The 12,747-nt window shown below is 44.2% G+C and carries 9 protein-coding genes; all 9 read right to left on the reverse strand.

Annotated features, from left to right (window positions below):
- Position 1: 1 nt before the first annotated feature.
- The 9 genes from NUW02_03345 to NUW02_03385 all read right to left on the reverse strand — a co-directional run bounded on the left by NUW02_03345 (position 2) and on the right by NUW02_03385 (position 12,699).
- The gene (locus tag NUW02_03345) at positions 2-1,297 is read right to left on the reverse strand and encodes a hypothetical protein (protein ID MCR4275046.1); all 1,296 of its coding nucleotides are present in this window, start codon (positions 1,295-1,297) and stop codon (positions 2-4) included.
- A 63-nt stretch (positions 1,298-1,360) separates the two neighbouring features.
- Positions 1,361-2,431: a hypothetical protein gene (locus NUW02_03350; protein ID MCR4275047.1), complete on the reverse strand. Its 1,071-nt coding sequence runs from the start codon at positions 2,429-2,431 to the stop codon at positions 1,361-1,363.
- Positions 2,432-2,490: 59 nt separating this feature from the next.
- On the reverse strand, positions 2,491-5,016 hold the full coding sequence (leuS, locus tag NUW02_03355) for a leucine--tRNA ligase (GenBank protein ID MCR4275048.1): 2,526 nt from the start codon (positions 5,014-5,016) through the stop codon (positions 2,491-2,493).
- A gap of 84 nt (positions 5,017-5,100) precedes the next feature.
- Positions 5,101-6,036: a DUF5671 domain-containing protein gene (locus NUW02_03360; protein ID MCR4275049.1), complete on the reverse strand. Its 936-nt coding sequence runs from the start codon at positions 6,034-6,036 to the stop codon at positions 5,101-5,103.
- Positions 6,037-6,713: 677 nt separating this feature from the next.
- A complete protein-coding gene (ychF, locus tag NUW02_03365) occupies positions 6,714-7,808 on the reverse strand; it encodes a redox-regulated ATPase YchF (GenBank protein ID MCR4275050.1) in 1,095 nt (364 codons plus the stop codon).
- A 2-nt stretch (positions 7,809-7,810) separates the two neighbouring features.
- Positions 7,811-8,047 carry a hypothetical protein gene (locus NUW02_03370; GenBank protein MCR4275051.1) on the reverse strand — a complete coding sequence of 79 codons (237 nt, stop codon included), beginning with the start codon at positions 8,045-8,047 and terminating at the stop codon, positions 7,811-7,813.
- 77 nt (positions 8,048-8,124) lie between these two features.
- Complete coding sequence (locus tag NUW02_03375) at positions 8,125-8,349, reverse strand: hypothetical protein (GenBank protein ID MCR4275052.1); 225 nt, start codon at positions 8,347-8,349, stop codon at positions 8,125-8,127.
- A 157-nt stretch (positions 8,350-8,506) separates the two neighbouring features.
- On the reverse strand, positions 8,507-11,938 hold the full coding sequence (locus NUW02_03380) for a hypothetical protein (GenBank protein ID MCR4275053.1): 3,432 nt from the start codon (positions 11,936-11,938) through the stop codon (positions 8,507-8,509).
- Between the two features lie 71 nt (positions 11,939-12,009).
- Positions 12,010-12,699 carry a sortase gene (locus tag NUW02_03385; protein MCR4275054.1) on the reverse strand — a complete coding sequence of 230 codons (690 nt, stop codon included), beginning with the start codon at positions 12,697-12,699 and terminating at the stop codon, positions 12,010-12,012.
- Between the last annotated feature and the right edge of the window lie 48 nt (positions 12,700-12,747).

The raw sequence follows: 12,747 nt of genomic DNA on the forward strand, positions 1-12,747 counted from the left end.
CCTATACAGGAAGATTCATTGGTGGCTCTGCTTTTTGTGATTCAATACGACCAAATGTTGGTGTTTCTACAACGCCTCCAGGGAAGTGAAAAATGGTTGCTAATTCTTCGGCATTAAGTACAAACGGTTTTCGTTTGTAGGGTGCGTGAAAATAACTTCGTAAACGGTATGCCTCAAACATTTCCCGTTTCATTTTTGGAAGGCGTATTTTAAGTGGGTCCTGAATAATATAATCAAAACTTGTCCCTCGAACTTTTTTGAATCCGTTCAGGTGTGGTGTGTTGTACTGTGTCAGCACACCATTAAGCGCCCCTTTGTGTGACTTGTTGAAATAGTCTTTTTCCGCGACATACACTCCACGAATACCAACGTCAAACCCGAGCTTCGTTATGCTTCGTTCAAGTGCAGTTACAATATCTTTCTCCCCAGAAGTGAAGGTGACCAACGTACTTTCCTCATCATCATTTTTACCCTTTCCTTTGAGCGTTCTCTTGTCAATAATCTTCTTTATCTCACCCTTCACATCATCTTTCCACTTGTCAGTTTTTTCAAAGTGCTCTTTTGTCTTTTTTCCTATATCAAACACATCCTCAACCGACTTAAAATTAGCAAAAAATGAGCCTTCTTTGGTATCCTCTTTTTTGTGTGCACGAACAAGAATTTGTATCCATGCCTGTTCACCCTTACCCAAACCACCGAGATACTCTAGCACTGGGGCAATGGGGTCAATTTTAAATTCCTCTTTTGGATCTCTATCCAAACCATAATCAATGTACGTTTTAATTGGGTACGGATCTGGTTTGTTGAGTATAAATTCTGCGGCATAGAGGTCCGCCACATCGGGGTCATACAAAAATGCCAGCGTGTAGTCAGGAACTTCAACGACTTCTGTTTTCGGATACTGTGCGTAGATATGATTTTGAATATTTTTAACACTATTTCTCCATGTCCAAATAAAAAACTTCACCTGGCCTTCAAGAGACACAAGCTCAAGAGAAAACCATGCACGCACACCACCGTCCCAATATTTTTCAAGAAGGTTACCTTCACCGGGAATCGAATAGAGTGAGTTGAGAGCCATTTCCATTGCTGCGGGTGACTTACTCACTTCTCGCGGAACTTTAATTTCAAGAAGAACGGGTTCTTGTTTTGCCAAATATTTTGCCCTTCGATACCGCATCCACCCGCGCCACCCAGCATATCCAAACAGAATAGGTGCCCACAGAGGAGCAAGCTCAAACAAAAAACGGGAAGTGGTCCAGATGGGTTGTATACGTTCTAGAATATCGCCGAACATATAAGTATCATACCACACGCCCCCGCCTTCAAAATGAAGTGCGGGGGCTTTGGCGTGCCGAGATTAGGCGAGAACGTAGGTTCCGTCTGGATTCTTAGAGAAATATTTTGAATCCTGAAGATTAACAAGAATAGTATTTGGCTTTACGTAACGCTCCTTGAGTACTTTTGCAACAACGTCATCTTTTGTAAGAGCACCGTGTTCTTTAAGAATTTTCGTAATAACATCACGCACAACTCCCTGCATATATCCCCATTCCGCAAGTGCGTAGAGTCCGCGTCCCACGAGAACAAATCGGTCATCCTTAATAAGCTCGTTGTGTGTTGTCGCAACGTGCGCCTTCTTTTCAAAAAGTTCGTTGATTCGTTTAGCAACTTCGCTAAAGTGAAGTGGCGATCCGTGATTTCGAATAGCAAGATATGCAAAGTCACGAACTCCCTTTGGTGTAACATTTGGAGATGCTGAGTGTCCCCATTCTCCTAATGGATTACTGGAAACAACCTTTGACATAGTGAGCCATCGACGTGTCATTTCTTCAGTGCGATATACTTCAGCAACATTTTTTAAATGTGAGAGAAATGTGGCGATAACGTCTGATTCAGAAACAAGTTCCTCGTATGAAAGTGATGCGTAGAGTTGTTTCAATGCCTCTTCAACTTTTTCTGCCAAGTCAGTATCTGCGTGCCAGCGATGTTCAAAGTGTTCATCTTCTTTTCTTTTTTCAAAATCTTCCCCAACAACCAAAATAAAGTGGAAGTGGTTTCGCACACCAGCATCAGCTGAGAGGTGTGCGAGAAAATGTTCCTCAGATGCAATGCCACCAAAAAACATGAGCTCTTCTTTCAGTTCTGCAAACGCATTTTTATCTTTTGTGTATGCATCCGATTTTCGGATACTGCCGAGAGCGTAATTTTCAATCTGACGAACTCGTTCACGGGTAATACCATACAATTCGCCAATTGCCTCAAGTGTCATACGCTTCACCTTATCACCAAGACCATACCGTTTGATGAGAACATCCTGTGCACGTGCAGAAAGGGCACCAAGAAGACGCTTGGTTACCTGCTTTGAGTTAAAAGAAATTGCCGACTTTCGACCGGCAGATGGTGATACTTTTTTTAAGGTTTTTGACATGCGTGTATTAGTTATCTATTGATTGATACCTGCTAGTCTATCACTCTTGGGGGATATCGTCAAGGCTCTCGCGTAACGATACTTATAAGGCGATTGGGGATAAAAATGACCTTCTCAACAGTAACTTTCTCTAGGTACCGAGACAGCTTTTCATCCTTATAAATTAAGGCCAAAACGTCATCTTGGGTCACTCCGGGGATGGTCAAAACCTTACCCCGAACCTTACCGTTGACCTGCATTATAACATATATCTCTTTTTCTGCAAGTACTGACTCATCGTACGTCGGCCACGCTTGTATATGAACAGAATCCTGATGCCCGAGCTGTTGCCAAAGCTCTTCGGTAATATGTGGGGCAAAGGGAGCAAGAATACGCGCGAAGGTTTCAAAAGCTTCTTGTGGTATTCCCCTTTCTTTCTCCAGAGCATTAAGACAAATCATGAGTGCCGAAACAGCGGTGTTAAACTTAAACGATTCTATTTCATCCGTCACTTTCTTAATTGTTTGATGAAGAACTCGCTTACCACTCTCAGATAGCTCATCAGCGCCAATCTTACTTGCCATTTTCCATACTCGTTCAATAAATCTTCGTACTCCAATGATACCGTCGGAGCTCCAGGGATACGAACCAACTTCATTGTATGGTCCAATGAATGCAAGATACATACGAACGGTATCCGACCCAAGTTGTGCAACTACCGCATCTGGATCAATAACGTTTCCTTTACTCTTACTCATTTTGTTTCCATCAGGACCAAGAATGAGTCCGCGATTCATTCGCTTCAGGTACGGTTCCGAGTCACGAACAAGCCCGAGGTCAAAAAGAACTTTGTGCCAAAATCGAGAATACAGCAAGTGCATTGTTGTGTGTTCGGCCCCACCAGAATAAAACGCAACAGGCATCCACATATCTTGTTTTGCTCGGGACGCAAACTCTTTCTCATTCTTTGGGTCGGTGTATCGAAGAAAATACCACGAAGAATCAATGAATGTATCCAACGTATCTGTTTCGCGTTGTGCATCTCCGCCACATGTTGGACACTTCACATTCACCCAACTTTCTGCTTTTGCGAGAGGCGACTTACCATCCCCCATTGGAAGATAGTCGTCAATTTCGGGAAGTATCACAGGAAGGTCTTTCTCTGGAACAGGAACTGGACCACATTTCTCACAATGGATAATTGGAATGGGACAACCCCAATATCGTTGACGTGACACAATCCAATCACGCATACGGTACGTTGTTTTCATTTCCCCACCAACAGATTCGGTAATTTCTCTTTTTACTTCTTCAGTATTTTTTCCATTGAATTGGTTTGAATTCACCAATACTCCGTGACCTTCGTAACAGCGCTCGCCTTTTTTTATCAAATCAAGCTCTGAAAGACGATGTCGTTCCGAAGTTTGTGCTACTGTTTCGTCTTCTAATTGGTGAGGAGCAAACGTCGGATACCCCCACGTGTCTACATCGTGCTCGTTCAAAGGATCGATAACGTGGACCATTGGCAACTCGTAACGCCGTGCAAACTCATAATCTCGTCTGTCGTGTGCAGGGACGGCCATAATGGCACCTGTCCCATATGATGCGAGTACGTAATCAGCAATAAATATTGGAATCTCTTCTTTGTTTGCTGGATTAATCGCAACAACACCCTCAAGCTTCACACCCGTCTTTTCTCTTCCCTCCGCCATACGATCAATCTCCGCTTTCTTGCGTGACTCTGTCGCATATTTTTGCACTTCCGCAAAATTGGAAATAGTACCTTTTAGTTTTTCTACCAATTCATGCTCGGGTGCGAGCACAAGGTAGGTTGCACCAAATAGCGTGTCCGGACGAGTTGTAAACACCTCAACAAAATCTAATTTTTCGAATTTCGAATTTCGAATTTCGAATTTAATCTGTGCACCTTCTGACGCACCAATCCAATTTCGTTGTGCTTCTTTAATCGCTTCTGGATACTGGAGTGTGTCTAAGTCAGACAATAGTCGTGGTGCGTAGTCGGTAATTTTAAGATTCCATTGTTTCATCAAACGCTTCTCAACTTCTGTTTCACACCGTTCACAGTGTCCCGCAACCACTTGCTCATTTGCGAGCACCGTCTTGCATGAGGGACACCAGTTTACCTCCGTTTCTTTTTGATATGCCAAACCTTTATTGTAGATTTGCAGAAAGAGCCACTGTGTCCATTTGTAGTACGATGGATCACACGTCACCACTTCGCGCGACCAATCAAACGATGCACCCATTGAACGAAGTTGGTTGCGCATGTACTCAATATTGCCAAGTGTCCACTCGCGCGGATTCAATTTGTTTTTAATCGCAGCGTTTTCAGCGGGCAAACCGAATGCATCAAACCCCATTGGGTAGAGCACATTGAAACCCTTCATGCGTTTGTACCGCGCAAAAATATCTGGAACAGAAAATGCATACCAATGTCCCACATGCAGGTTTCCCGACGGATAGGGAAACTCAATTAACGAGTAGAACTTGGGGCGTTTGTCTTCATCCTGCGCACGGAAAAGCTCTTGCCTCTCCCACTCTTTACGCCATTTCTCTTCAATTTTTTTGTGGTCGTAGGATTCCATATACGTAAACACTATACTACACCACGCACTGAGGATATAAAAACAGCCTCGCCACAGCTGTGTGGCGAGGCTGTTTTTCTTATTTTACTGTTTATACACTGGATATGTTTTTGGATCTATTGTTCGTTCAAAACACACTCGTCCCGAATCGTGAACAAAGTTTCCACTCATACCCCCCATGTCGTAGTACACAGGTGCAGGTGCTGTTTTTGCCGAATCAAGATTTGCTTGAGCAAACGTCGCACACAATTCAAACGAAAGAGGTTTAAGCACCGTGTATTCATATGATTCTTGTGATTGTGGGTCAACGGGTGCGCGGTATCCACTAATATCATCAGAAAGTGCACCTAGAGTTGTTGGCAATGCGTTGTGCTTTTGGTAGTAAAGGGTAATCTCCTGTTGAACACCCGAAAGGTCGTTCACTCGTTGTTCATCAAAACGAAGCGCACGAACTTGAGATGGTGAGCCCGCAACAACAAGTCCCCACACAACAACTCCAACAACTCCAATGACGGCAAGCACGATGAGTGTTTTGTTTACTTTTGTATCCTTTGACTCTGCACGACGTAAATCATAGAAGTAGTAGGCAAAGATAATTCCAGCAACAACAAATACTGAAAGCATTTTCCAAATAAACCGAGATGAAATTTCTCCACCAAGGTATGTATTCACCAGCGCGATAATGTCACCCGCAACCGCCGCACCAGCAATAAAGAGTGTGAAGTACACAAACCATTTACGAATAGCGAGTTGATACTTGGCAACATCGCGAGCTATATCTTTTCGGATGAGCCACGAAAGCACGATGTACAAAGGAAATGCAACAAGGAGTGTTGACATAGCAAATCGCATACCACTTGTTGCCCACGATGACATGTACTGTGGATTCAATGCGTCGGGAAGTAGGGTGTTGATAATACTAAAAAAAATCGCAATAAGGGCACCCGCAGATGCATAGAGCGCTACCGCCGTGCCAAGATACATAAAGAAGTCCTTTGGCGTCATTTTTGGTTTATCCATATAAATAGAAGTTAGTAGTAAGTAGTAAGTAGTTAGTAATTTCCTTGATTACACACCAAGTATACTCTGATTCTTGCCCAAAATACACGAAAATAGCGAGTCTAAAAAACACTTGACAAACAAACATGGTCTGCTATACTGTATCTACCTTCAGCAGGCACGGGTTGCCCAGCTTGCATGAGAAGGTATCGTTCTTCGTGGGACAGCCCAACGAGGCTCCCACAGACAACCAACTACAACAACCTGGCTCAAAAGGAGGTTCGAACTAGATACCCTTGGCTACCAAGAGCAAGGGCTGGTCAAACAAGTACTAGAAGAGTACCTCGCCACCGACAACACACGATCTTCTCGCTTCTTGTGAGACAGAACGGCGGTACCACTCAAAAGGAGGGCCTGCTAGTGCGTGATTAGTGAAGGCGCTTGCGAGTGTAAGGAGAGAGTTTCGCGCCGCGAAACTACAAATAAACCCTCTCACTTGACGGACTGTTAGCGGGTGTCCGCATCAAGTACTCGCACAGCTTGAGTTAAAAAGGGTTGGATACACAGAGACGCAGTGCGGGGGCCGGGCAGTCAGCGATGACTCCCCGGCCCTTTTTCATTTCATGCAACATTTTCAGACGTCCGACTTCTCTACAGGAAGGTCGGGCTCCCTTGTTACATGTTACATGACTTGTAAACTAGATTTTAAACTCGACGACGTCGCCGTCTTTGACGATGTATTCCTTCCCTTCTGTACGTACCAAACCCTTTTCACGAGCTGTTGCGTATGAGCCGGCATCAATTAAATCTTTCCAAAAAACAACCTCAGCACGAATAAATTTTTGTAAAAAGTCCGTGTGAATCGCAGCGCCAGCTTGCGGTGCAGTGCTTCCCTTCTTTATTGTCCACGCACGTGTTTCATCTTCTCCAGTCGTCAAGAATGTCATCAAATCAAGAAGTGTAAAACCAGAAACAATTAAATCATCAATACCACCACGTACTGAAAGCTCTGTGCGCATGGCAACACGCTCGTCATATTCCATATCTTTCAAATCAGATTCTGTATTTGCGTCCACCACAACCCATACCGCTTTTTCTTTTTCAAAAAATGCAAGCAATGCCGTCCACCGTTCATCTTTGAGTTCATCTAAATTTTTTCCACCTGATTGTGTGTTAAGTGCGTAGAGCATCTTTTTCATCGTCAAAAGGTTGAGGAGTTTCACTTTTTCAAACTCTTCTTCGGTGAGTGCTGTGGTTCGAGCAAATGCCTCGGATTCAAGCACTACCTTCACCTTCTCCAGCCCGTCTTTCTCAACCTGTGCCTCACGTGAGCCACTACGGACCTCCTTCTCAACACTTCCGAGACGCTTCGTTACTACCTGCATATCTGCCAAAATAAGCTCTAAATTAATCACCCCAATGTCTCGTACTGGGTCAATGGTGTTTGATACGTGAATAATGTCAGCATTTTCAAATATACGCACCACCTGCACAATCGCATCAACTTCGCGAATGTGGGAGAGAAATTGGTTTCCAAGTCCCTGCCCTTCCGATGCGCCCTTTACAAGTCCCGCGATGTCCACAAACTCAACGGCCGCAGGAATTGTTTTTTTTGATTGTGAAAACGTTGAAAGAACGGTGAGACGTTCGTCGGGTACTCGAACAACACCAACTGACGGATCAATGGTGCAGAACGGATAATTTGCGGCATCAACACTTTGACGTGTAAGCGCATTAAAAAGCGTCGACTTACCAACGTTGGGAAGACCAACAATACCAAGCGAGAGTCCCATAATTATTTTGAATCCTGCATTAAGGTGTGCAATTCAACTTCGTGAGATGCAAAAACAGCTTGGGCTGCGGCCATTTGCTCCATACCACTGTTCGTTTTTTCTTGAACCTCTTGTGCAATACGTACAAAAAGGTCTGGGTCTTTTTCAAGCATACGCATAAACATATCGCGTTGCTCGGGAGGTAACCCTTCGAGTTGTTTCTGTGCGAGTTTTTGTAGCAATAATCCTGAAATACTCATAGTAGTACTAGGCAGACTAGCATAGACAAAAACAAAACACCACTCGCATACGGGTGGTGTTTTGCAAAACGAAAAAATTAGTTTGTCGTTGTTGTAGTAGAAGTTGTTACTTCTGTTGTTGTGCCAGTTGTTCCATCATCACTTGTAGTTGCAACAACAGTTGTTGTTTCTACTGTTGTCTCATCTACAATCACATCAGACACATCCTTCTTGTTTGTGAAGAAGAGAACACCTGCGAGAATGAGAAGAACAACAATGATGAGGATCGTAACACCCGCTCCTCCTTTTTGTGTTGAAGTCATGTCAAAAAATTACGATTAATAAAACGGGTGCCACACTAAACATCACTGTCCATGAACGACACCAGATTTGTACCCACAACTATAGCACAGACAGCCCCCAAAAGCAAAACCCGCACGTGTGTGCAGGTTCTGCTTTTAGATATATTTTTCTAAAGAATTATGCCTCTTGATTTTGAGAGAACGTGTATGCGCCACCAATACGTGTAAACTGTCGTTCTTTAATAACATCCAATACACGGACAAGGGCAAGACGAACTGATGTATATGCTGAATCGTAGCGTTCATCAACACCCTGCAACAGTTCACCAATAATTACCTCTAGCTCGTTATTTGAAAGATGATACGTTACTTCTGCAATGTGCGGATTGACCGTTGTCTTTTCTTCAGCACCCTCAAGTCGTGCGCGATGTGCGTTGTCAAGTTCCGCTACCACTTTTCGCATAAAGTCGGCTACTGGTTGTTCTTGTGATTTGAGCATACGGAGAAATCCGAAGATGTTTTTGTCTTCTGCTCGCACCATCCATTCAACAAACAATGGAACCATTGAAAGTGTTGAAATAAAGAGTGCCTCGCGAACGCGCCCTTTATCGAGCACAAGCCATCCATCTTCTCGTGGGTATCGTGTCTTTGCAATTTCGACAACTTGTAACAATCGTTCAATTGCTTTCTTTTCGTCACCTTCTGCTGAGTGTACAACAAGTTTCATACCATCCTCAGACACCAGCGCTTGAGATGAACGTGCCACATCTTGTAGTCGAGCAAGTGAAACGGTGCTTTGAGCAACGGCATGCTCACGCTGTGCAACCATGCGCACTGCGAGTGATTGTGCAACAACATCAGCTACAGGAATTGCTGGAGCAATGGGAAGATCTACGGGAACCTCTGCAATAATTGGCTGAACACGAGATGTGTATTCATCGTACGCAGAAAATGTGTCTACTTCAGGAAGATTTTCTTCAAGAATCGGTGCAACGTCTTGGACGTAGTGTGTGCTCGTGGGTGAAACTACCTCAAATACGTTCTCGTTTGTGCGTCGACGTGCAATGACATAGGTTACCCCACCAGAGATTGCGAGCAAACCAATGATAAAGAGGAGTATCTGGAAGAGGCTTGTTCCAAGACCCGTGTACGGAACCTGTGTTAGAGAAATTGAAGAACCGAGAACTTCGGGAGTACTGAAGAGAACAACCTTCGGACGGTGGCCACTGCCCCCACCACCTCCGCCACCCCCATCGTCATCGTCGTCGTCATCGTCGTCACCTCCGCCCCCTGCATTGTCATTGTTCGTGATGGTACATGTTTTATCTTGTCCTGCAGCAAGTGTCACTGAACCATTTGCAGCACAGTCACCACCCCACACGCTTGCGGTATAGCCAGAAAGTTGGTTTTCAAAAATAAGATAGTTGGCTGGAGCAAATTTGTTTGTTTCACCGCTTATAACAAGTACTGTTGGTGCATCAATTACCGTTGGTATTTCACTGTTTACTCGCTCAACGTACAGATTAAAATCTGAAACTTGCTTAGTTCCACCGTCGTCGTTAATGACCGTCTTAATAACCGTCAGTGTTGCACCATTTTGAATGATTGGATTGTCGTTGTTTACAATCGTACATGTTTTTGTTTGTCCTGCGACAAGTGTCACGGTGCCGTTTGCGGCACAGTCACCTCCCCATGCGCCGGCTGTATATCCGGGAAGCTGGTCTTCAAAAACAAGGTAGTTGGCGGGGGTAAACTGATTAGTTTCACCACTTATGACGCGCACTGTTGGTGTAGTACTTATCGTTGGTACTTCACGGTTCACTCGCTCAACATACAGATTGAAATCCGAAACCTGTTTTATTCCACCATCATCATTGATAACTGTTTTGATTACCCTCAACATTGCTGGATTTGAAATAATTGGGTTGTCGTTGTTGGTGATTGTACATGTTTTATTTTGGCCTGCAGCAAGTGTCACTGAACCATTTGCGGCACAGTCACCACCCCACACGCTTGCGGTATAGCCAGGAAGCTGGTCTTCGCGAACGGTGTATGCTCCAGCGGCAAACTGGTTAGTTTCACCGCTTATAACAAGTACTGTTGGTTCCTCATCGAACACTCGATCAACATACAAATTGAAATCAGCAACTTGTTTAATACCACCATCGTCGTTAATGACTGTCTTAATGACTGTCAGTGTTGCCGGGTTTGTAATGATTGGATTGTCGTTGTTGGTGATGGTACATGTTTTTGTCTGTCCTGCGACAAGCGTGACCGTACCATTTGCAGCACAGTTTCCACCCCATGCGCTGGCTGTATATCCGGGAAGTTGGTCTTCGTGAACAGTATATGCTCCAGCGGCAAATTGGTTTGTTTCACCGCTTATAACAATGACATTGCCTACATAGAGTTTGAAATCTGAAACCTGCTTGATACCGCCATCGTCGTTAATAACGGTTTTTATAAGTCTAAGGTGTGCAGGATTTGGTATCACTGGATTGTCGTTGTTCACAATCGTACATGTCTTGCTTTGTCCTGCGGCAAGTGTCACGGTGCCATTTGCGGCACAGTCACCTCCCCATGCGCTTGCGGTATATCCGGGAAGTTGGTCTTCGTGAACTGTGCGTGTACCTGGCTGAAGGTGTTGCGAAACACCACTGACAAAAGGAATACTGTCTGCATACAGATGAAAGTCAGCAACCTGCTTAATACCGCCGTCGTCGTTAATAACGGTTTTTATAATCGTAAGTGTTGCTGGATTTGAAACTGGATTATCGTTGTTGGTGATGGTACATGTCTTGTTCTGTTCTCCGGAAAGTGTCACCGAGCCGTTCGCCGCACAATCACCTCCCCATGTGCCAGCTGTATATCCGGGGAGGTTGGTTTCAGACACGGTGTATGTTCCTGCGTGAAAGTAGTTATTAACACCACTCGTTACTGGTGTGGTATTTACGAACAAGGGAAAATCAGAAACGACTGCGGTTCCACCGTTGTCATTGATGACAGTTTTGGTAACGGTGAGTTTTGGTCCACACAAAGGCAAAGGATAGGACGCGAATTCCCAGTCAAAAACCGTGTAGGCCGGCAATTGCGCAAAATCTGGGTTTGTCTGAGGTGCGGCTGGGCCTTCAAAGAAATCGGATTGATACTGACACGTGGTAGGTTGTGACCTTGATATTGTTATTGTTGCACCAGGTCCAATCGAGTCTTCGTTATCGCTATAGAGTGTTTGTGTTGCAAGGAACGTTGTGTTCGAACCCGGTTCCCACTCATCAAATACCTTGTATGTAGCCATGTGAATTGAATATGTACACTCTGTTGAGAAATTTTTTACTTCAACTGATGTGGGAAGGTTACCAGTGACGATAAATGGATCACCGTTTGGATGACGGAGGTCTGCTCGTGGATTAGGAACACATGTGGATGGCTCGTGGGTTCCGCCACCAGTAGGAGGGGTTACTTCAGCACTTTTGGTAGCCACCGTAGCACCTTCAATTGTTGCTTGCTGTGCAAGCATTGCACTTGGCACCACAACAGAGGCGACGAGGAGTAATGACACTCCTGCCCCGAGAAAATTAGATCGAACTGATTGTGTAATTGTTTTTAACATATGTATTTGATTAGTATATGTACGTTTGCGCATTATACATCCCTAAAAATTAAAAGTCAATACCTCTCTATTTAGCGTGCAGTGAGGTCGTAGCTACCAACAAAATCCGATTCAACAACATATCGTTCCTCTTTTTGACCAAACGAATTGCATGTTGAAAGCGTTAATTTTTTTCGTGTGCTTGAAAAGTTCACACGTACCTCATCTTCGTTAACGAGTGATACTTTTGTCACGCGATACACATACTCTTTTGTTTTTGACTGCACGCGGACGAGATCTCCTTCACGTGCATCCTTTAAACCACTGAATGCTTTGAATGCTTGGTTTTGTACAACACGAAAACCTGTGCTGTGACCGAAAAGAAATATGTTGCTTACATCTTCCAAATCACCCGAACCTGGATAGCGGACCGCGCCACTCAAAAGTGCCGTATCAAGAATTTCAATGTCACGACTTTCTGGATTCACAATCAGTGTATCAACACCAATACGCTCAATAATAATTCGCACTGGTGCACTATCCTCTTGCACGGCATCTGTGGATTGTGGCACTGTCGTGTTCGCAATTGCAACTGTGGGGGTTTCTGTTTCAAGTTTTGGTACCAAACCAAGAGCAAATGAAATACCCAGGAGAACGATAAAAAAACCGCTCCACAGGATGCCGACAAGCACCGGATGCTCTTTTAGAAGTGCAAAAAGGTCACTCACCATGCTTTGGGAATATGTGTTTTTTTGCCTTGTTTGTGCAGTTTTCTTTTGCATAGCACGTGTATGTGTTGTCTATGAATACTACCACCTTTTTATATAAAG

This window comes from Candidatus Campbellbacteria bacterium, from assembly GCA_024653945.1.
Lineage (GTDB): Bacteria > Patescibacteriota > Minisyncoccia > Phycocordibacterales > EsbW-18 > EsbW-18.